Annotated in this window: 20 protein-coding genes; 12 read left to right on the forward strand and 8 right to left on the reverse strand. The window is 48.6% G+C overall.

Going from position 1 to position 21,407, the window contains the following annotated elements:
* Positions 1-28 precede the first annotated feature (28 nt).
* The 4 genes from FEK43_RS16675 to FEK43_RS16690 are packed head-to-tail and all read right to left on the reverse strand — an operon-like array spanning position 29 to position 4,325.
* Positions 29-1,486, reverse strand: coding sequence for a heavy metal sensor histidine kinase (locus FEK43_RS16675; protein ID WP_135406653.1), 1,458 nt, complete (start codon positions 1,484-1,486; stop codon positions 29-31).
* 15 nt (positions 1,487-1,501) lie between these two features.
* Positions 1,502-2,182 carry a heavy metal response regulator transcription factor gene (locus FEK43_RS16680; RefSeq protein ID WP_130260640.1) on the reverse strand — a complete coding sequence of 227 codons (681 nt, stop codon included), beginning with the start codon at positions 2,180-2,182 and terminating at the stop codon, positions 1,502-1,504.
* Between the two features lie 40 nt (positions 2,183-2,222).
* Positions 2,223-3,356 (reverse strand): alpha/beta fold hydrolase, encoded by a 1,134-nt coding sequence (locus tag FEK43_RS16685; protein ID WP_138158639.1) that lies wholly within the window; start codon positions 3,354-3,356, stop codon positions 2,223-2,225.
* 36 nt (positions 3,357-3,392) lie between these two features.
* On the reverse strand, positions 3,393-4,325 hold the full coding sequence (locus FEK43_RS16690; RefSeq protein ID WP_138158641.1) for an AEC family transporter: 933 nt from the start codon (positions 4,323-4,325) through the stop codon (positions 3,393-3,395).
* 491 nt (positions 4,326-4,816) lie between these two features.
* Here FEK43_RS16690 and FEK43_RS16695 point away from each other — a divergent pair, with 491 nt between their 5' ends.
* The 6 genes from FEK43_RS16695 to FEK43_RS16720 all read left to right on the forward strand — a co-directional run bounded on the left by FEK43_RS16695 (position 4,817) and on the right by FEK43_RS16720 (position 10,455).
* On the forward strand, positions 4,817-5,866 hold the full coding sequence (locus FEK43_RS16695; protein ID WP_135406657.1) for an alpha/beta hydrolase: 1,050 nt from the start codon (positions 4,817-4,819) through the stop codon (positions 5,864-5,866).
* A 277-nt stretch (positions 5,867-6,143) separates the two neighbouring features.
* Positions 6,144-7,007: a hypothetical protein gene (locus FEK43_RS22930; RefSeq protein WP_201798112.1), complete on the forward strand. Its 864-nt coding sequence runs from the start codon at positions 6,144-6,146 to the stop codon at positions 7,005-7,007.
* A complete protein-coding gene (locus FEK43_RS16705) occupies positions 6,994-7,263 on the forward strand; it encodes a hypothetical protein (protein ID WP_053877785.1) in 270 nt (89 codons plus the stop codon). The genes FEK43_RS22930 and FEK43_RS16705 overlap by 14 nt, the downstream gene beginning before the upstream one ends.
* Entirely contained in the window at positions 7,244-7,741 is a 498-nt protein-coding gene (locus FEK43_RS16710) for a hypothetical protein (RefSeq protein WP_105266528.1), read from the forward strand. Before FEK43_RS16705 ends, FEK43_RS16710 begins: the two co-directional genes overlap by 20 nt.
* Before the next feature lie 158 nt (positions 7,742-7,899).
* Complete coding sequence (locus FEK43_RS16715) at positions 7,900-9,615, forward strand: major capsid protein (RefSeq protein WP_130260635.1); 1,716 nt, start codon at positions 7,900-7,902, stop codon at positions 9,613-9,615.
* Between the two features lie 54 nt (positions 9,616-9,669).
* Positions 9,670-10,455 (forward strand): hypothetical protein, encoded by a 786-nt coding sequence (locus FEK43_RS16720; RefSeq protein ID WP_135406660.1) that lies wholly within the window; start codon positions 9,670-9,672, stop codon positions 10,453-10,455.
* 277 nt (positions 10,456-10,732) lie between these two features.
* Here FEK43_RS16720 and hipA read toward each other — a convergent pair whose 3' ends face one another.
* The 4 genes from hipA to lsrR all read right to left on the reverse strand — a co-directional run bounded on the left by hipA (position 10,733) and on the right by lsrR (position 15,311).
* Positions 10,733-12,055 carry a type II toxin-antitoxin system serine/threonine protein kinase toxin HipA gene (gene hipA / locus FEK43_RS16730; RefSeq protein WP_135406662.1) on the reverse strand — a complete coding sequence of 441 codons (1,323 nt, stop codon included), beginning with the start codon at positions 12,053-12,055 and terminating at the stop codon, positions 10,733-10,735.
* Positions 12,055-12,321 carry a type II toxin-antitoxin system antitoxin HipB gene (gene hipB / locus FEK43_RS16735; protein ID WP_130260632.1) on the reverse strand — a complete coding sequence of 89 codons (267 nt, stop codon included), beginning with the start codon at positions 12,319-12,321 and terminating at the stop codon, positions 12,055-12,057. The genes hipA and hipB overlap by 1 nt, the downstream gene beginning before the upstream one ends.
* 365 nt (positions 12,322-12,686) lie before the next feature.
* Positions 12,687-14,279 carry an autoinducer-2 kinase gene (gene lsrK / locus FEK43_RS16740; RefSeq protein ID WP_135406665.1) on the reverse strand — a complete coding sequence of 531 codons (1,593 nt, stop codon included), beginning with the start codon at positions 14,277-14,279 and terminating at the stop codon, positions 12,687-12,689.
* A 78-nt stretch (positions 14,280-14,357) separates the two neighbouring features.
* Positions 14,358-15,311, reverse strand: a complete 954-nt coding sequence (lsrR, locus tag FEK43_RS16745; RefSeq protein WP_130258990.1) for a transcriptional regulator LsrR — start codon at positions 15,309-15,311, stop codon at positions 14,358-14,360.
* Between the two features lie 248 nt (positions 15,312-15,559).
* On the opposite strand from lsrR, the gene lsrA reads away from it, so the two are divergent.
* Genes lsrA through lsrG form a run of 6 tightly spaced genes read left to right on the forward strand, consistent with a single transcriptional unit; the run spans position 15,560 to position 21,359 of the window.
* Positions 15,560-17,095 carry an autoinducer 2 ABC transporter ATP-binding protein LsrA gene (gene lsrA / locus FEK43_RS16750; protein ID WP_135406669.1) on the forward strand — a complete coding sequence of 512 codons (1,536 nt, stop codon included), beginning with the start codon at positions 15,560-15,562 and terminating at the stop codon, positions 17,093-17,095.
* A complete protein-coding gene (gene lsrC / locus FEK43_RS16755) occupies positions 17,089-18,117 on the forward strand; it encodes an autoinducer 2 ABC transporter permease LsrC (RefSeq protein WP_130209231.1) in 1,029 nt (342 codons plus the stop codon). Before lsrA ends, lsrC begins: the two co-directional genes overlap by 7 nt.
* Positions 18,117-19,109 (forward strand): autoinducer 2 ABC transporter permease LsrD, encoded by a 993-nt coding sequence (gene lsrD / locus FEK43_RS16760; RefSeq protein ID WP_130209233.1) that lies wholly within the window; start codon positions 18,117-18,119, stop codon positions 19,107-19,109. The genes lsrC and lsrD overlap by 1 nt, the downstream gene beginning before the upstream one ends.
* Positions 19,110-19,120: 11 nt before the next feature.
* Positions 19,121-20,143 carry an autoinducer 2 ABC transporter substrate-binding protein LsrB gene (lsrB, locus tag FEK43_RS16765; protein WP_130209235.1) on the forward strand — a complete coding sequence of 341 codons (1,023 nt, stop codon included), beginning with the start codon at positions 19,121-19,123 and terminating at the stop codon, positions 20,141-20,143.
* Between the two features lie 26 nt (positions 20,144-20,169).
* Positions 20,170-21,045: a 3-hydroxy-5-phosphonooxypentane-2,4-dione thiolase gene (lsrF, locus tag FEK43_RS16770; protein WP_000774178.1), complete on the forward strand. Its 876-nt coding sequence runs from the start codon at positions 20,170-20,172 to the stop codon at positions 21,043-21,045.
* A gap of 23 nt (positions 21,046-21,068) precedes the next feature.
* On the forward strand, positions 21,069-21,359 hold the full coding sequence (lsrG, locus tag FEK43_RS16775; RefSeq protein ID WP_130209237.1) for a (4S)-4-hydroxy-5-phosphonooxypentane-2,3-dione isomerase: 291 nt from the start codon (positions 21,069-21,071) through the stop codon (positions 21,357-21,359).
* Positions 21,360-21,407: the final 48 nt, after the last annotated feature.

Raw genomic sequence — 21,407 nt, forward strand, 5'->3', positions numbered from 1 at the left:
CAATGATTCTATTCAGACGGACATGTCGTCAGGCTGACGCCTCGCTGACAATTTTGTCAGTTAACGTTGCTCCAGACTCAGTGCCTGAAGGCGCATTGCTCACCGTTTTATCCGCTTTCAGCGCAAAAGTGAGGCCAAATGTATTGATGCCGCCTTCACTACGGGCAAAGACATCACCCTGGTGCATAATAGCGACGGCACGCACGATCGACAGCCCCAACCCATGATGGGCATCACTCCTTGCTCGTGAAGTGTCGATGCGATAAAACCGCTCAAAAAGCCGATGTAAGTGTTCTGGTGCTATCGGATTGCCTGGATTGGAAACTTCAACACAGGCCTGATTATCCCTTTCGCTTAAGCGCACAGTAATAGTGCTATTGGAAAGGGAATGTCTTGCGCTATTTTCCAGTAAATTGGCCAGTGAGCGGTGGAACAGCCGCCGATCGATAAACGCAGTAACATCGCCTTCAACATCCAACGAAAGCTGTTTTTCAGTAAATGAGGGCTCGACATATTCTGCTGTCTTAAGGGTTTCTTCTCGCAAGGAGACTTGTGTAAGCTGAGAAGCATGTTCTCCCGCGTGGGCATGAGACAGGAACAGCATGTCATTGACGATGGACGTCATACGTTCAAGTTCTTCCAGATTCGAGCCCAGTAATTCTTCCAGTTCCTCATGAGAGCGTCGTCGTGATAGCCCCAGTTGCGTCTGGCCAATCAGGTTAGTCAGCGGCGTGCGGAGTTCATGAGCAACATCGGCATTAAAACTTTCGAGTTGCCGCCAGGCGATTTCCTGGCGCTCCAGCACGCCATTAAATGATGAGGCCAGTTGTTGTAACTCTTCGGGTAAGGCTCTGGCGTCCAGTCGCTGTCTATGGTCCCCAGGGGCGAGATGTTGCGCCTGCTTACTGAGCATACCCACCGGACGCAGGCCAATCTTTGAAACAACGTAGCCCAGCAGGGCAACGATCGCTACGCCCAGAGCCGCAATGATCAGCAGTGTCCGCGTAAAGGCATTGAGCGTTCCCATGTACGGCGTGGAATCAATGGCGACCACATAACGTAACTCAGGTCTTTCACCGTTTGCCGGGATCGTTTTCACTAACAAAAACAGTGAACATGCGCTCTCTGATGTGCCGGGTACTTTATTAAATCCCTCCCGTAAAGAAGACCACTGAACTCCCACCGGCGGCATTCCTCCCACGCTAAAACGCGGGTTATCGCTGACAATCCAGTAGCGAACACGCTCACCTTCGGAGTTGGCTAATACGGTGAATTTATTGGCAAGCGTGGACCAACCATCGGCCGAGGTTCGCGCGGTGATCCACGGGCTCATCAATGATTCCCTGAACAACAGTTCGTTGTGCATCTGCTTTTGCAAGGAATCATGCAAAGAGCTTCTGAGCAGGATGCCAATTACGGAAACAATCAGCAGCGCAGATAAAGCAAACATCAGCGCCAGGTGGACAGAGATAGAACGCTTAACCATGCTTATCCTCTTTATTTACTCAGGCCGGACTTCGAGGACATACCCCATGCCGCGCACGGTATGAAGTAGCTTAACGTCGAATGGGGCATCAACTTTGGCGCGTAAACGTTTAATGGCGACTTCAACTACATTGGCATCACTATCAAAATTCATGTCCCAGATTTGTTCGGCAATCATCATCTTTGACAAAATCTCTCCCTGATGACGAGCGAGCAGACTCAGCAGGGAAAATTCTTTTGCGGTTAGTTCCAGTCTCGTTCCACCGCGAAATACCCTGCGCGCCAGTAAGTCCAGATGCAAATCCTGAATGTGAAGTTGAGTGATGTCTGCGCCATCAGTAGGGCGGCGACGCACCAACGCCTGAATACGCGCCACCAATTCAATGAGTGAGAAGGGTTTAGGGAGATAATCATCCGCGCCCATACGAAGCCCTTTGACGCGTTCGTCGACCGAGCCCCGAGCTGACAGCATCAGCACGGGTGTCTGTTTTCTGGCCCGGACGCCTTCCAGCACTTGATAACCATCCATTCCCGGTAGCATCACATCAAGAATTATCGCGTCGTAGTCTAATTCCAGCGCGTAATGAAGCCCTTCAGCGCCATCGGCTGAAATATCAACGATGAACCCCGATTCTTTTAATGCACGACTGATATACGTCGATGTTTTCTCTTCATCTTCTATAATTAAAAGGCGCATAATATTCATCCCTCTACACCTATGGCTTTAGGGTGCTGATTTATTTATCGAGTCCTTTATCGTGTAACCACGATGCCAGTATTCCGGCAATCTCCTGATTATTCTTTTCCGCCATCAGGAAATGAGAATTGCCTTTGATGCCAATATCAGAAAGATGGACAAGGGTGGCGTCTCCACCGTGACGATTAACTGTCTTGACAAATTGCTTTGCCATTTCATATTCACTTCTCCATTTATCCGGGCCAACGGCAGCATCCGGTTTTTCAGCAATAAAATCGCCATAATAGATAACGATTGGGATTCGCGTGAGTTTGAGAAAATCGTTCATGGGAACTCCCATCGCGGAAGCGCTCAATGGTGCAAATGTCGTCTTCACCGGTGCTGGCATCTCATTTTCCGGGAAGATAAATGGTGTTCCGCCTGGCTCATAAGCAACAATGGCTTTTACATTGTCGGTATAAAAGGGCGTTCTCCAGCCAATAGTGCCGCCCATCGAGTGAGTGATTAAAATACCCTGACCAATTTTTTCAAATAACTGTGCAAGTGTTTTCGCATTCAGGTCATTATCAAGTTCTCCTGAATAGGGATTCCAGGAGCGCTGGAATGCTTCAATACTTGCAGGGTTGTCAGGGAACTGCGAATTTTTAAAAACACCCTGTTCATTGCCAACACGGGACAACAGAAAAAACGTCTTGTCGGCATACATAGGATTGCCCGCCCAGGGATTTTTACCCGCATCATCTTTGGTCGATAAACCGGCTTCACCCATGCGTGGTTGATCAACGAGATAAACACTATAATTTTTTTTCAGAAAAATATTCTGAAATCCATCGCGTCCATCTGGTGTACTTTCCCATGTTCTTTTTGTTTGAGCACCGCCATGCTGGAAGACCAGCGGATATTTATGTGCATTTACCGGAATTTGGTAGAAGACATAAGCATGATCGCCATAAGCGGTTTGACCATCAGGAGAGAGAAAATTTTGTTCTGAAAATGTTCCTGAATGCTTGACTGTTGTGCCTCCCACAGCAAAGCTTCCCTGAGTTTGTAATACAATATGCGGTTCTGTACTTTGGCTCTGAATGCTGTGCGTTGCGCAACCAGAAACGGCAAATATTAGTCCGGACAACAAGATATTACCGACCGTTTTTTTGAAAGGAGTGTTATGGTTCATATATTATCTCTGATGGTTTAAAATAGCGTTCCTGGTTTATCCAATACCCGTCATCATTGCCACGAGAGGCATCGTAATAAGTGACACCAGTGTGGTTAATGTCGCACCTTTAAGAGCTAACGGATAAACTTTTTTATTTAACATCTGAGCCAATAAGGGCGTTCCTGCACCAGCTGGCGTTGCTACTGCAGCAAGCAGGACGCCCAACAGTAGCCCATCGTTAATGAATAACTTCATTATTAATATAATAACAAGCGGAATGATGACCATTTTAAAAAAAGTGAATATCCATACTTTCACATCTTTAAAAACAGATTTCCATTCGATGTCTAACAGGAATGAACCTATCAGTAGCATTGAAACCGGGCCGGTTATTGCGCCCAGCATTTTTATTGGTTGTGCAATGATGTAAGGAATATGCACATTTGAAATATATAAAAGCAAAGCAAGAATACAGGCAACAATCCCCGGATTGATAACGTTTAACATATTTTTCAAGCTAAGGGTTTCAGCATTACCACTCTGGTCTTTCATGCAGTAATAACCATATGAAAAGAACAATAAGTTATATGGGAGTAAAAAGACAGTGATATAAATCATGGCTTTGGCGCCATATAAAGAATATATCATTGGGATCCCCATCATGGAAACATTAGTAAATGTTGTCATGACAGTAATCACACCATAGCATTCTCTTTCGTAGCGTAAAACTCTTACCAGCATACGACTGCAAATAATCAGTAAAATAAGTGTAGTGAATGCGGATGCCAGTACGATGGAAAGTTCCTTTCCGGAAATATGTGGCTGGTCAGTCGTAACCCCGGAAAGTATAATAGCTGGCATCGCAAAATTAAAAACAAGAGATGTGAGTTGGGGCGTGTTTCCCGGTGTAATAACTCCCACTTTACGTGCTATAACGCCAATACCAATAAGAAGAAAGAAAATAATAAGTTGCTCAAGTGTCGCCATATTAATATCCTTGCCATGGTATATATGATAGTTATCAACCAGGACGCTGCGAATTTTATTCGTCGAAATGTTATGAGTGACTTATTTTATACGGGGTATATCACGGCCGCTTAAGTCAGAATGAGTATATACTCGTCATACTTCAAGTTGCATGTGCTGCGTCTGCGTTCGCTCACCCCAGTCACTTACTTATGTAAGCTCCTGGGGATTCACTCGCTTGTCGCCTTCCTGCAACTCGAATTATTTAGAGTATAGCAACATATTTATGTTCATTTGAGAGAGCTTTACCGATAGGGTTAATCAGCCTGATTCATAAATCAGATCCGGGAAAGCGTATTTCAACCGTCCTCAACGGAAAACACGATGAGCTGGGGCTTCCTGACAAAAATGTTATTTAGCGGTCATGATACTGACAGCTTTTTCTCTCTACTCTGTGTCTGAATGTTCCATCTCGGTTGCCTTATGAACACGCATTTTTATCGGGAGAAACCATGAAATTGACACTTTTAAGTGCAATGCTGATGACGGCAGTCGTCGGTATCACTTCAGCAAATGCAGCAGATTACAAAAAGAACCCGTTTACTCTCGTCTATGACGGGGCTATCACCGAAAATGTCGCAGGCAAGGTCAATATCCATCCTGTGAAATATGATCTGCATGGCATTCAGATTGCAGCGAATGTGTATACACCTGCTAACTATGACCCTGCGAAAAAATATCCGGCAATAGTGGTGGCTCACCCTAATGGTGGCGTAAAAGAGCAGGTCGCCGGATTATATGCCCAACGCTTGGCTGAACACGGATATATTACCATCGCCGCCGATGCTGCTTATCAGGGGGCCAGCGGAGGGCTGCCACGTAACGTAGACAAACCTGCGAATCGTATTGAAGATATCCACGGTATGGCTGATTTCATCAGCCAGTATCCCGGTGTTGATAGCTCCCGTATTGGTTTGTTGGGGATTTGCGGGGGAGGAGGGTATTCACTTGCTGCCGCCGAGACGGACAAACGATTCAAATCGATTGCAACCATTAGCATGTTCAATTCAGGACTTGTACGGCGCAATGGTATGCAGGATTCACAGTTGGATACTATTCAACAACGTCTTCAGCAGGCTTCAGATGCACGAGCTCAGGAAGTGGCCGGTGGCGAAGTGCTTTACCCTGGTGATGCCAACCTGACTGATGAACAGATCGCTAAATTACCTTTTGCGTTATATCGCCAGGGCTACGAGTACTACTGGAAAACCCACGCACATCCAAACTCAACGTTTAAATACACCACGAGCAGTCTGTTAGACTTGATGAACTTTGACGTGACGGACCATATCAACCTGATCAATAAACCTCTGCTAATGATTGCCGGTTCCAAAGCGGATACGCTCTATATGACTAAAGATGCGTTCGCTAAAGCTACCGGTACGAAGGACAAAGAGCTCTTCCTGATCGATGGTGCTACCCACATTGAGACATATTGGGTGCCAGAATACGTTGACCAGGCGACGCAAAAGTTAGACGTTTTCTTCCATAAGAATATCTAGTTACCCTCCAGGGGATCCCCAGCCGTACAGGCTGGGGGACATCCATCAACTGTAGCCATTTTCCACTTTAAAAAAACAAGTTGGCGGGGTAGTTAGAAAATTGAAAGAGAGCTCCATCATCCTGGGGAATCAAGATTCCGACAATAGGGTAGTCATTTGCTGACTCCACGAGGCGAGACGTGGGTGTAAGACGTTGCTTATCCAATCCAATTCGTCATTTAACATAATATACATTATGCGCACTAAGGTGCGCATACGTGATTTCTGGAGGTGTGTCATGGCTTGTACCCGTCCTTTGAACGCGTACCAGATGCCATCGGGGAAGATTTTTTTCACGCCGTCACGTGGCGCTAAATTTATTCAGTTGCCCTGCGGTCAGTGCATCGGTTGCCGTCTTGCTCACTCTCGTGACTGGGCGACCCGCTGCGTTCATGAAGCCCACATGCACGATCACAATTGTTTTATCACTCTGACTTATTCGCCTGAGAATTTACCTGAAGGCGGTACTCTCGTTCGTAAACATTTCACCGATTTTATGAAGCGTTTACGTAAGGCTTTGGCTGTTGATGATATTTCGATTCGTTTTTTTGGCTGTGGTGAATATGGCTCTAAATTAGAGCGTCCGCATTATCATGCGATTATTTTTGGATATGACTTTCCGGATAAGACATTACACAAGGCTGGAAGATTTAATTTATATAGGTCTTCGCTTCTTGAAAGATGTTGGACTTTTGGTTGGTCTGTTGTTGCTGCTTTTAGTTTTGAGTCGGCTGCTTACGTGGCGCGATACTGTGTTAAAAAAGTCACCGGTTCCCGTGCAGATGAGCATTATGGACATCGCATACCCGAGTTTTCGGCTATGAGCAACAGGCCTGGTATTGGCTATGATTTTTTTATGGAATATTACGATGACATAGTTAATTCAGATGCGTGTATTGGTCGCGGCGGTCGTCAGATAAAACCGCCCCGCTATTATGACAAGTTATTATCAGGCTGTGATTTTGAGAAGTTGCAGCAAAATAAAGAACGACGACAGTTAAATGCCCAGGTATTAGACCCGTGGCGTTTGCAGGATTTGGATAAATTTAATCTGGTTAAATTCCAGCGAATGATGAGGAAATTAGAAAATGGCTCACTCTGATGCAGTTTATGTAATTCACGACAAGCTGATTAATGCTGATGTTTTTATGTTTATGGCCCAGCATGACGGTATTGCGAAAGGACATTTGCACGCGTTCTGTAACCGTATGCAGCGCACTGATTTTTCGTTGCACCGCGTGACTGCTTATGACTTTGCTGATCAGCAGCTGGTTCCGGTCGATATTGACCGTGTTTATGTTTGTGAAGCTACTCCGGCGTTCCTGAAGGATTCTGAAGATGCGTACATCGAAGCCTAAGTTCCATACCCGCTATAACCCGCCACCGTCGCCCGGCATCGTGTTTGAAGAACCGACGATGACCCAGCAGCATTTTCGCGACGAGTGCGACATTAACAAGATTGTTGAGCGTGCGATAAGAACGGGAGACACGACAGTCTTTACCAGTGCTCAACGTGCTGAATTCTACGATGCATCCGCGATTACTGATTACGTGGACGCAATGGCTTTAATTGACGACGTTCACGACGACTTTAAGAGCCTGCCGTCCACGATTCGCTCGATGTTTGGTAATAACGTTAAACAGTACGTTGAGTGGATGAGTAATCCAGCAAACTGGAATCAAGCGCGTGAGCTTGGATTGTTGAGCGGCGGAGAGGTTTCGGCGACCGAACCGAAGGTTCGCGAGTCGGAACCTGCTCCGGCGTCCCCGCGGGAGCGTTCCGGTGCTGAAATGAATAAAGCACCAGATGCAGGTTCCGAACCTGCCAAAACCTGAAGACGGCTCCGGCCCTTCAGCCTGGCACAGCGCCTTACTTGATGTAACTGTGCCAGGTGACACCGAAATTCACAGGCGGCTCCCACGAAGCCTTGAAAAAGGTGTCAGTTTATACAGTAGTTTGTATAGTATTTGTTCGAAATTCCCGAGGGGGGTTTATGAGTAAATTCGGTCGTAAAGTACCTAGTAATGCAAAAAGTCAGCATAATTTTTCAGTAATCCCGAGTGCCAATATTCAGCGTTCGGTCTTTAACCGCAGCTCTGGTTATAAAACCACTTTTGACGCTGGTTATTTGATTCCCGTGTTTCTGGATGAGGCTTTGCCGGGTGATACGTTCCACCTTAAAACGAGTGTTCTCGCGCGTCTTTCCACGCCCGTGGTTCCTTTCATGGATAATCTACGTCTGGATATTCAGTATTTTTCTGTACCTTATCGCCTCGTCTGGGATAACTGGCAGAAATTCAACGGAGAACAGAAGAACCCTGGTGATTCTACGGATTATTTAATCCCGCAGATTAAAGCCCCTGCTGGCGGCTTCCCTGTTGGCTCCCTTGCCGATTATTTTGGCGTTCCCACAGGTGTTGAAGGTATCAGCGTAAGCGCCCTGCCGTTCCGCGCTTATAACCTGATTTATAACGAGTGGTATCGTGATGAAAACCTGATTAATTCCGCCCCGCTTCCGCTTGGCGATGAGGAAGAAACAGGCCTCGCAAATTTCCCGCTGCGTAAGCGTGCCAAGCGTCACGATTACTTCACAAGTGCCCTGCCGTGGCCTCAGAAAGGCGAAGGTGTTGAGATTGGTTTAGGCGTTCCGCCGTCGTATACGCTCGATTTCCCTACTTATCCTGATGGCCTGCCGTTTGTTTCTTATGGCGTTGGTGTTGATGGGGATATGACTCCGCACAATCCGACTTATCTTGCCCGTAATAACGTTGGCAATGAAAGTGCATCATCTAATTCTTATGGTAATGCGGTTTATATGAGTGACGGCAGGAATCCCAGCAATCCGCTGGAATGGCCTCCTATGTCGCCCTCCACTGGTCGCATTGATGTTATTGGTGGATTTAGCCGCAATCAGCCTCCGGTTACGTTGAATAAGGAAGGTGGTGAAGTTGTTGATAACCTCACGATTAACTCGCTGCGTCAGGCGTTCCAGCTCCAGCGGCTGCTTGAGCGTGATGCTCGCGGTGGTACGCGATACATTGAGATTATTCGCAGTCATTTTGGCGTTATTTCTCCTGATGCCCGTGTTCAGCGTCCTGAGTATCTTGGCTCTGGTTCGTTCGATATAAATATTAATCCCGTGCTTCAGAACTCTGCGACTACCGACGCCAGCCCGCAAGGTAACCTTGCCGCTTATGGCGTTTCCGGTGGTGTTAACCGTGGTTTTTCGCATTCGTTTGTTGAGCATTGCTTTGTGATTGGCCTTGTCAGCGTTCGTGCCGACCTGACCTACCAGCAAGGCATCCCGCGTATGTTCTCCCGCCAGACCCGCTTTGATTTCTATTGGCCTGCACTGGCCCACCTGGGCGAACAAGCTATTCTGAATAAAGAGATTTATGCGCAAGGCAACGCCAAGGATGATGAGGTCTTTGGCTACCAGGAACGTTATGCGGAGTACCGCTATCGACCGTCCCAGATTACTGGTAAATTGCGTTCTACCGACCCGCAATCCCTCGACGTGTGGCATTTGGCCCAGCGGTTCGACTCTCTGCCCGCACTGAATCAGGAGTTTATCGAGGAGAATCCACCGATGAAGCGCGTCCTCGCCGTACAGGACGAGCCTCAGTTCATCATGGATGCGTTCTTCGACTTGAAGTGTGTGCGGCCTATGCCTGTTTACTCAGTACCAGGTCTTATCGACCATTTCTAAGTTACATTGTCACTTTTGGCCTCTGCGGAGGCCTTTTTTTCATGAGGTGAAATTATGGGCTTTTTATCATCTGCCGTTGGTGCCGCTGGTTCCATTGCTGGTTCCCTGCTTGGCGCGAACTCTGCGAAGGATTCCGCTAACCGTGCCAATAAATTAACGATGGATTTGGCCAAAAACGGCATCCAGTACCGTGTGCAGGATTTACGGAAAGCTGGCCTTAACCCCATTCTGGCCGTTACTGGTTCCGGTGGTCTTGGTTCCGTCAGTTCGTCAGGTATTCAGGCCGCCCAGCCTGCCGATTTTTCCGGTGTGGTTAATTCTGCGGTCAGCGTATTTGACGCCTTAACGAAGCGTGAGCAGCAAGAAGCAGCCCGTGAAGGTATTGAGTCTCAGATTGCGTTACAACGTAACCAGATTGCGAATAGCGCGGCTGATGTGAAGCTCAAAGAGGCTCAGGCTGCGCAAGCCATTCAGAGTGCCGATAACATGCGATCGCAGTCGAATCTGATTAATCAGCAGGTTTTGACCGAGGCCTCCCGCCGTGCCAATATTGAAGCACAGACAGGCCTCAGTTCTGCGCAGCGGATTAGAACACAGTATCAGACTGTACAGGACAAGGTTCTGGCTGATTATTTGAATACGCCAGTTGGACAGGAGAGTTTTAGAGTTGGTTTCGATAACAAAACTGGTGGTAGCGTTGGCCTTATTAACGCTGCTAGCTCTTATCTCGATAGGTTTCGTGGTTTCGGTTCTTCGAATTCTGCGAAAGCGGTAAACAAGGGGGGACGCCTCCCCCCTAACCAGTTCCAACAGCAATTGATTAACAACTATCGGAGGTAATATGGCTCGTTCTCGCCGTCGTATGTCCAAGCGTTCTTCCCGCCGTTCGTTCCGTAAGTACGCAAAGACGCATAAGCGAAACTTTAAAGCCCGTTCGATGCGTGGTGGCATTCGTCTTTGATTGACATCTTCGATCGTATCGATCTAATATAATTATGTAAGTGGTTGATTTCTTTAACCTAAATATACATTATGCGCACCAACATAAACAAAGGAAAAATCTAGTCTTTAGCGGTCATGATTGTCCTGCTCATTAGCAACGACCAAACCCCACATCTCACTTAATTCCGTATTCTCGGCTTAACCGACCGTGCAACCTCAACACATTGGTTTCAATTGCTGTCACCACATTCTCCGGAAAATCTGCCGGTAATGAAGTCTTCACGTTATCCAGTGCTGCGGGAATCATTCTGGCAAAGTCACTCAGGATTTCTTGCATCTGCACTTCCGGGAATTTCAGCGCCTTTGCTGTCGCCAAAAAATGTCGCGGATAAATTTTATCGATTGCCGTTTTTCTGCCTTTGGATGCGTTAAGCCCCATTGCCAGTTTGAGATCGCTGATGTGTATTCCCGCGCCACCCAATACCGGAAATGCTGAAATGATGTCGTAAAATGGCGTGAGTCGATAACTGCCACCGGCCTGGATAAAAACCGAAAAATTTTTCGCATGGCCGTCCGTCGCGCCAATCAACCACTGGAATACCTGGAATTTCATAAAATCATAACGATCGCGAAGCGCCTCGCTGGACCCCATTAAAAACGCCATGATCCGCGCGATGCCTGGGCCTCCGTCAGATTCATATTTCACCGATGAAGGTAAACCGAATGTCTGACACATATCCTCCTGTGGCAAGCGAAGTAAAATCGTTCGTTCAGTATTCCAGCGCCTGTCAAAGCGTTCGACTGCTAACGCGCGCACTCTACCCGCTTTTATGATTTCTGCGTCCGGAACATTCAACCCGAGTTCTTTCGCCAGCAGCAGACAGTAATATTCATTATCCACGCTTTGACTGAGATCGAGCGTCGCGTTGGGCTGCCTGATTTCACCAATCGGTAATTTAATGATATGCGTCGTCGGCGTTATTCCTTTCGGAATGCACCAGTCATTGCCCATTCTGAGCAGCGCGGTCTTTTCCTGCGCGCCAGCAACTGAGATGCGAAAGTCATTTTCTTCTCTTATCATGCCTAGCGGAATATCTGCTTTATAAGCCGTTAATACTTCTTCAAGTCTGGCGTCAGTAAGCTTTTCCCATGCCATTATCGGGTGCGTTACGGTTTCATCTTCTGGTAATAACGTCACGGCGCCAACGCTGTCTCGCCCTATTTCTGACAATAAATCAAACGGTTGTCTGGATTTAGCATGATAACGTTTAACGATCCGGTCGCGTACAACCGGGCTATCGGGTAACAGGTTATCGAAGAAGTTAAACACGGCATCAGAGGTGATATTCCCCCTCTGCAATGGCAGCGATAGCGACAACGGCCTGGCATAACGGTTGGCTAACCACTCCGGCGCATACCTAAAAGTGTGCGCGCCATTGGCCAACTTCGTTAACTCGCCTACCCGCTGGTTGTTCATCCAAGTGACAAGTTTAGGCATTACCACTCCAGATCTTGCTGTTGTGTTGATTCTGGCGCAGCGTTTTTCGTGTCGCATAGCGTCATTGAGAGTTCAAGTGACTGTAATATCTTAAAAAATGTCGTCAGCGTAGTGTTATCGGGATTATTCTCGAAATTCGAAATCGTCGCCTGCTTAATGCCGATTTTTTTCGCCAGCTCGCTCTGCGTCCAGCCATTTTGCTGACGAACCAGTTTCATTGCATTCGCTAATTGCGTTGGGCTATAGATCATCGGAAAGCTCATCATGCCATACGTCCACAAGAAGTTTATCCGCTCAAGGGGATATTGTCAGTTTTATCCCTTAGTGAGGATAAAGTCAATCTGTAAACGCATTTTATCCGCTCTACGGGATAAACGCTGCGATATCCGCGATCGCGGATAAAATGGAGGATTAAAAAACGGCGCTGATGTGCCATTTGAGGTTGCTGACTAAAGTCGTCAATACTAAACCGCATACCATCTTCGGTATGCGGCTTGATACGGTTTAGCAGATATATTTCACTCCCGGCATGCCCAGCCGTTATCACCTAATCCTAATAAAGAAAAGAAATAGGAATACCGATACTCAAAAATTAACAGCCACGGTTATCAGGATGTGGCTGTCAATAAAACTATAACCCAGGCGCTTTCCATAACGATGTCGTCAGTCCGTGATCAACCAGCCCCAGTTGATCCTGATATACAGCCTGCCACTTATCGCGTGAATCTTGATAAAGTTCATGCTTTTCCGGGTCTGGTGTATGCGTCCGTTCCCAGCGTACAAGACGTTCTCCAGTTTCTGCCATTGATGAATAAATCCCGGCACCGACGCCAGCTGCAATGGCACATCCTAATGCGGTGGCTTCTTTGACCACCGGAATATTAACGGGTAATCCCGCGACATCAGCGAGAATTTGACTCCATAATTTCCCTTTTGAACCTCCGCCTGCAAAGACCAGCGATGTAGGATGAATATTCGAGAAATCAGCAATTTGCTGCAAGTTACACGCCGATACAATCGCCGCATTTTCTTCCAGAGCACGGAACAACGTCGCTTTGTTACATTTATCCGGGTCAATGGATAAGTTAATAAAAGAAGGCGCAGCGTGATACCAGGTTTTAAAGCGCATTCTGTCGGAGAATATCGGCATCACGCCCCACGACCCAGGCGGCACCCGGCTGGCCATTTCTTCAAGCAGCGTGTAAGTGTCGATACCTAAACGTTCGGCAATCAGTTTTTCTTCGGCACAGAAAGCATCGCGGAACCAGCGCATGGTGAGTCCGGTAAAAAAGCTTATAGATTCAGCTTGTACCATGCCAGGAATAACATGGGGATTAACGCGCACGTTCATTTCTGGGTCTGTCATCGGCGCGGCTAAGTTGACAACTTGCTGCCAGAATGTGCCGCCAAGTACGGCAGTTTGTGCCGGACGCACTACACCTAATCCCAGGCAACCAAGCTGTACGTCCCCTCCTCCCACGACCACCGGAGTGCCAGCCTTCAAGCCGCAAAGTTTCGCAGCTTGTGAACTTACCACGCCCAGCAATGTGCCGGTTTCTTTGACAGGAGAAAGAATATCAGCCCGCAGTCCGGCCATATCCAGCAATGCAGGTTTCCAGTCACGGGTGGTTAGATCGAGAAGTCCCGTGGTGCCTGCGTTAGACGGATCGACCGCCAGTTCCCCACTTAACATATAGGCCAGCCAGTCGCTGATCATGGTGATGGTCGACGCTTGTCGGTAGATATCAGAACGATGATGCGCCAGCCAAAGTAATCTGGGAATGGCGCTTAAAGCCAACGTTTGTCCGGTCGCGCGATAAACTTCGTTTTCAAAGGTATTGTTATGCAGTTCTTTAAGTTCGCTGACTTCCCGCGCCGCTCTGGCATCCACATTGGCGCAGGCCCAGATCGGTGTTCCTTCATTGTTATATAAAACAATACCTTCGCGCATCGAACATGCCGAAACGGCTGCAATATATTCCGGCGCGATACCAGAATTATGTAACGCCTGGCGCATACATTCGCACGCCAGTTGCCAGTTCTTATTCAGATCAAATTCCATTGAACCGGGAACGTCAGGTACTGCCAGATGCCGCCACTCCGCCTGTCCTACCGCGATTTGATTGCCTTCCAGGTCGAAAATCACAGCCCGAATACTTCCGGTGCCTGCGTCCAGCGCCATCAGGTAATGCTTTGATTCTGAAGGGGTAAAGAGTCGAGCCATTAGATTGTCCTCGGCTTAAGCGTTCTGTCTGTTCCTCTATACGTTCTCCATCGTTCCCGGTAATAAGGTGATGCTAAATTAACCACGTAAAATCGCAGCGGCAGTATCCTGGTCGGTAACCAGCGCGTTGATGTAGCCGCCTTTCATCGCAGCGGCGATCGCTTCGGCTTTATTTTCGCCCCCTGCGACACCTACTCTAATTGGAATGGTTGTCATCGCGGTTAAAGGTAAGCCAATCAGTTCGTTATGTATTTTGATATCCGTGACAACGTCACCTTTAGCGTCAAAAAAGTAACCTAAAATATCGCCAATGGCCCCTTTTCGACCAATCATTAACTGTTCGCCCTGGCTGATATAACCGGAGCGAATAATCGTCGCATCCTCTTTTTGATTCACGGCGCCAATGCCGACAATGGCCACATCCGCAGCTTGTGCGGCTAACAGGACATCTTTGACGCAGTTTTCATTTTTCAGCGTTCGGGCAATTTCAGCCGAAGATGCTCGTAATGGCGCCGGAATGATGTTGACGCTGCACGCTGCGTTAAGTTGCCCGATGCCTGTCATATAAGAGCCGACGCCACCGGAGAGCGTGACCAGGCGGATTTGCTGTGACGAAATAAACCCACTTAAGCGTTGCAGCGTGTTCATCGTTGCCTCGCCAAAGCCAATCGCCAGCATTTGCTGTGGCTGGAGCAATCCCATCAACATATGCGCTGCGCCGATTCCTAAGCGCCCGCCGACATCTGCATCTGCGAGTCCAGGGATCACCCGCACATGCTGTAATGAAAACTGGCGACGTAATTGCGTTTCATATTCCAGACAGCCTTCAAAGCGAGAATTAATCTGCACGCGAATAATGCCGGACTGATGCCCTTTCTCCAGTAACCGCGACACTTTCAAACGCGTTAGCCCTAGGCGATCGCTAATCTCGCTCTGGGTCAGCCCGTCGTGATAGTAAAACCACGCGATCCGCGCGACCTGTTCTTCTTCGCACATTCCCTGTTCTGAAATTGCCGAATCGTTGATTGTCATAATTCATTCTTCACTTTGAACATATTTAAATCTTTAATGCAATTGTTCAGTTATTGCGCGCTTATATCTGTGATAACCACCACAGTTTGGTCAAACAGCAATGAACAAACGCAACCATAAAAATCAAAATAGCATAAATTGTGATCTATTCGTCGGAATTATGCGCAATAGCCACCTAAGGTTATGAACAAATTAAAAGTAAAAATACATTTGTTCAAAACTCACCTGCAAAACTGAATGGGGGAAATATGCAAACGAGTGATACCCGCGCGTTACCGCTACTTTGCGCCCGCTCGGTTTATAAAAAGTATTCAGGGGTTAATGTCCTGAAAGGCATCGATTTTACGTTGCATCAGGGGGAAGTCCACGCCCTGCTCGGCGGTAACGGCGCGGGTAAATCGACGCTAATGAAAATCATCGCCGGTATTACCCCCGCTGATAGCGGTACGCTGGAGATTGGGGGCAACAACTACACCAGATTAACGCCAGTTCATGCTCATCAGTTGGGTATTTATCTCGTTCCCCAAGAACCGCTGCTTTTCCCAAGTCTGTCGATAAAAGAAAACATCCTGTATGGGCTGGCAAAAAAACAGCTTTCTATGCAGAAAATGAAGAACTTGCTGGCGGCGCTGGGCTGCCAGTTTGATCTGCATAGTCTGGCGGGCTCACTGGATGTTGCCGACCGCCAAATGGTGGAAATCCTGCGCGGTCTGATGCGCGATTCGCAAATTCTTATTCTCGATGAACCTACAGCGTCGCTTACCCCTGCGGAAACCGAACGCTTGTTTGGCCGTTTGCGGGAACTACTCGCCACTGGCGTGGGTATTGTTTTTATCTCACATAAGCTGCCGGAAATTCGCCAGATTGCCGATCGGATTAGCGTGATGCGCGACGGAACTATCGCGTTAAGTGGCAAAACCAGTGAGCTGTCTACCGACGACATCATTCAGGCCATTACGCCAGCAACGCGGGAAAAATCTCTCTCAGCCAGTCAAAAGTTATGGCTGGAGTTGCCCGGTAATCGCCCACAACATGCAGCTGGAACATCGGTACTGGCGCTGGAAAATCTGACTGGCGAAGGTTTTATGAATGTCAGTTTTACGCTGAATGCCGGAGAAATTCTTGGCCTGGCTGGGCTAGTGGGGGCCGGGCGCACTGAACTGGCAGAAACGTTATATGGTCTGCGGCCTTTGCGTGGCGGGTGCATCATGTTGAATGGTAAAGAGATCAATAAATTATCTACCGGAGAACGTTTGCATTGCGGTCTGGTTTATCTACCAGAAGATCGCCAGTCCTCAGGATTGAATCTCGATGCTTCGCTGGCGTGGAACGTCTGCGCCCTCACCCATAATCAACGCGGATTCTGGGCAAAAACCGCGAAAGATAACGCCACACTGGAACGATATCGTCGCGCGCTGAATATTAAATTTAACGAATCGGAACAAGCTGCACGAACTTTATCCGGTGGCAACCAGCAAAAAATCCTGATTGCCAAATGTCTGGAAGCTTCGCCGCAAGTATTGATTGTTGATGAGCCGACGCGCGGCGTGGATGTCTCGGCGCGTAATGATATCTACCAGCTGTTGCGCAGCATCGCCGCACAAAATGTGGCCGTGCTGCTTATTTCCTCCGATCTGGAAGAGATCGAACTGATGGCTGACCGCGTGTATGTGATGCATCAGGGTGAAATTACCCACTCGGCACTGACCGGGCGCGATATTAATGTCGAGACCATTATGCGCGTTGCCTTCGGCGATAGTCAGCGTCAGGAGGCGTCATGCTGAAGTTTATTCAGAACAACCGTGAAATCACGGCACTGCTGGCGGTGGTGCTGCTGTTTTTGTTGCCAGGTTTTCTCGACCGTCAGTATTTAAGTCTGCAAACGCTGACCATGGTTTATAGCAGCGCACAAATCTTGATCCTGCTGGCGATGGGCGCGACGCTGGTGATGCTGACGCGCAATATTGATGTTTCGGTAGGCTCAATTACGGGTATGTGCGCGGTGCTGTTGGGGATATTACTGAACGCGGGGTATTCACTGCCTGTTGCTTGTGTCGCGACGTTACTGCTCGGCTTGCTCGCGGGATTTTTCAACGGTGTACTGGTCGCGTGGCTAAAGATCCCTGCCATTGTCGCTACGCTCGGTACATTAGGATTGTACAGAGGCATCATGCTGCTGTGGACTGGCGGTAAATGGATTGAAGGGTTACCCGCCGAACTGAAACAACTCTCCGCCCCGCTACTGTTTGGCGTTTCCGCGATTGGTTGGTTGACGATAATTCTGGTGGCATTTATGGCCTGGCTGCTGGCGAAGACGGCGTTTGGACGCAGTTTTTATGCCACGGGCGATAATTTACAGGGCGCTCGTCAATTGGGCGTTCGTACAGAAGCCATTCGGATTGTGGCATTTTCGTTGAACGGCTGCATGGCGGCACTGGCGGGGATTGTGTTTGCTTCGCAGATTGGGTTTATCCCTAATCAGACCGGCACCGGGCTGGAAATGAAAGCTATCGCTGCCTGCGTGCTGGGCGGCATTAGTTTGCTCGGCGGTTCCGGCGCGATTATCGGAGCGGTGCTCGGCGCCTGGTTCCTGACGCAGATCGATAGCGTACTGGTGCTGTTGCGCATTCCGGCATGGTGGAATGATTTTATCGCGGGCCTGGTTCTGCTGGCGGTGCTGGTGTTTGATGGACGCCTGCGTTGCGCGCTGGAACGTAATCTGCGGCGGCAAAAATATGCCCGCTTTATGACGCAACCGCCATCCGTTAAACCCGCTTCGTCAGGTAAAAAACGGGAGGCCGCGTAATGCGTATTCGCTACGGTTGGGAACTGGCCCTTGCCGCACTGCTCGTTATTGAGATCGTCGCATTTGGTGCAATTAACTCGCGGATGTTAGATCTCAATATGTTGCTGTTCAGCACCAGTGACTTTATCTGCATTGGCATTGTCGCCCTACCGCTGACGATGGTGATTGTCAGTGGCGGGATCGATATTTCGTTTGGTTCGACCATCGGCCTCTGCGCCATTGCATTGGGCGTACTGTTTCAAAGTGGTGTGCCGATGCCACTGGCGATTCTTCTGACATTACTGCTCGGCGCATTGTGCGGGCTGATCAACGCCGGATTAATCATCTATACCAAAGTTAACCCGCTGGTGATTACGCTTGGCACACTGTATCTGTTTGCCGGAAGCGCTCTGCTGCTTTCCGGGATGGCCGGAGCGACAGGGTACGAAGGTATTGGTGGATTCCCGATGGCGTTTACTGATTTCGCTAACCTGGATGTGCTGGGACTCCCCGTTCCGCTGATTATCTTCCTGATATGTCTCCTCGTTTTCTGGCTGTGGCTGCATAAAACCCATGCCGGACGTAACGTGTTTTTGATTGGGCAAAGCCCGCGCGTGGCGGTTTATAGCGCGATTCCAGTTAACCGTACCTTATGTGCGCTCTATGCCATGACAGGGCTGGCGTCTGCGGTCGCCGCTGTGCTGCTAGTGTCGTATTTTGGTTCCGCGCGTTCCGATCTCGGTGCGTCGTTTCTGATGCCCGCCATCACCGCAGTGGTGCTCGGCGGTGCCAATATTTATGGTGGCTCCGGTTCCATTATCGGCACCGCCATTGCGGTTTTATTAGTGGGATATTTGCAACAAGGTTTGCAAATGGCAGGAGTGCCAAATCAGGTGTCCAGCGCCCTTTCCGGTGCGCTGCTTATCGTCGTTGTCGTTGGTCGTTCCGTTAGCCTGCATCGCCAGCAAATTAAAGAGTGGCTGGCGCGTCGGGCCAATAACCCATTGCCATAAAGGATATCTTCATGACACTTCATCGCTTTAAGAAAATCGCCTTACTTAGCGCCCTTGGCATTGCCGCAATCTCTATGAATGTGCAGGCCGCAGAGCGTATTGCATTTATTCCCAAACTGGTTGGCGTGGGATTTTTTACCAGCGGTGGCAACGGCGCACAACAAGCTGGTAAAGAGTTGGGCGTTGATGTGACCTACGACGGGCCGACAGAACCCAGTGTTTCTGGTCAGGTACAGTTGATTAATAACTTCGTCAATCAGGGATATAACGCCATTATCGTTTCTGCGGTTTCGCCAGATGGTTTATGCCCGGCACTGAAACGCGCCATGCAACGTGGGGTGAAAGTACTTACCTGGGATTCTGACACCAAACCGGAGTGCCGTTCTTACTACATTAACCAGGGAACGCCCGCCCAGTTGGGAGGTATGTTGGTGGATATGGCGGCGCGCCAGGTAAATAAAGACAAAGCCAAAGTCGCGTTTTTCTACTCCAGCCCCACGGTTACCGACCAAAACCAATGGGTGAAAGAAGCGAAAGCGAAAATCGCCAAAGAACATCCAGGCTGGGAAATTGTCACTACGCAGTTTGGCTATAACGATGCCACTAAATCGTTACAAACTGCGGAAGGCATATTAAAAGCCTATAGCGATCTCGATGTCATTATCGCCCCCGATGCCAACGCCCTGCCCGCTGCCGCACAAGCCGCAGAAAACCTGAAAAATGACAAAGTTGCGATTGTCGGATTCAGTACGCCAAATGTGATGCGTCCGTATGTAGAGCGCGGCACGGTGAAAGAGTTTGGCCTGTGGGATGTGGTTCAGCAAGGCAAAATTTCGGTCTATGTCGCAGATGCATTATTGAAAAAAGGTGCAATGAAAACGGGCGACAAGCTGGATATTCAGGGCGTAGGTCAGGTGGAAGTCTCGCCAAACAGCGTTCAGGGCTATGACTACGAAGCGGATGGTAATGGCATTGTACTGTTACCGGAGCGCGTGGTTTTCAATAAAGAAAATATCGGCAAATACGATTTCTGATGTGCATTACTTAACCGGAGTAAGTTATGGCAGATTTAGACGATATTAAAGATGGTAAAGATTTTCGCACCGATCAACCGCAACAAAATATCCCTTTTACCCTCAAAGGTTGCGGTGCTCTGGACTGGGGAATGCAGTCTCGTTTATCGCGGATATTTAATCCGAAAACGGGTAAAACCGTGATGCTGGCCTTTGATCATGGTTATTTTCAGGGGCCGACTACCGGACTTGAACGCATTGATATAAATATCGCCCCACTGTTTGAACATGCCGATGTATTAATGTGTACACGCGGTATTTTGCGCAGCGTGGTGCCACCCGCGACCAATAAGCCAGTGGTACTGCGGGCGTCAGGTGCGAACTCTATCCTTGCGGAATTAAGTAATGAAGCAGTGGCGTTATCGATGGATGACGCCGTGCGCCTGAACAGTTGTGCGGTGGCGGCGCAGGTTTATATCGGCAGCGAATATGAACATCAGTCGATCAAAAATATTATTCAGCTGGTCGATGCTGGAATGAAAGTGGGAATGCCGACCATGGCAGTCACTGGCGTGGGCAAAGATATGGTGCGCGATCAGCGTTATTTCTCGCTCGCGACTCGAATCGCCGCTGAAATGGGGGCGCAAATTATCAAAACCTATTATGTCGATAAAGGTTTTGAACGGATTGTTGCCGGATGTCCGGTACCTATTGTTATTGCTGGCGGTAAAAAATTACCGGAGCGCGAAGCGCTGGAAATGTGCTGGCAGGCTATCGATCAGGGCGCTTCTGGTGTGGATATGGGGCGAAATATTTTCCAGTCAGACCATCCGGTGGCGATGATGAAAGCCGTACAGGCGGTGGTTCACCATAACGAAACGGCTGATCGGGCATATGAACTCTATCTGAGTGAAAAACAGTAACTGCGGATTTAAGGAGAAGAATCATGCACGTCACACTGGTTGAAATTAACGTTCATGAAGACAAGGTTGACGAGTTTATCGAGGTCTTTCGCCAGAACCACCTGGGCTCGGTACAGGAAGAAGGTAATTTGCGCTTCGATGTCTTACAGGACCCGGAAGTGAATTCGCGCTTTTATATTTACGAAGCCTATAAAGATGAAGACGCAGTGGCGTTCCATAAAACCACGCCCCACTACAAAACCTGTGTCGCGAAACTGGAAGCGCTAATGACCGGGCCGCGTAAAAAACGTGTGTTCAATGGGTTGATGCCGTGAGGCGAATTCATCAATTTTATCTACAATTGGGGTAACGCGCTGACGGGA

This window comes from Escherichia sp. E2562, from assembly GCF_005781075.1.
In the GTDB taxonomy this organism is placed as follows: Bacteria; Pseudomonadota; Gammaproteobacteria; order Enterobacterales; family Enterobacteriaceae; genus Escherichia.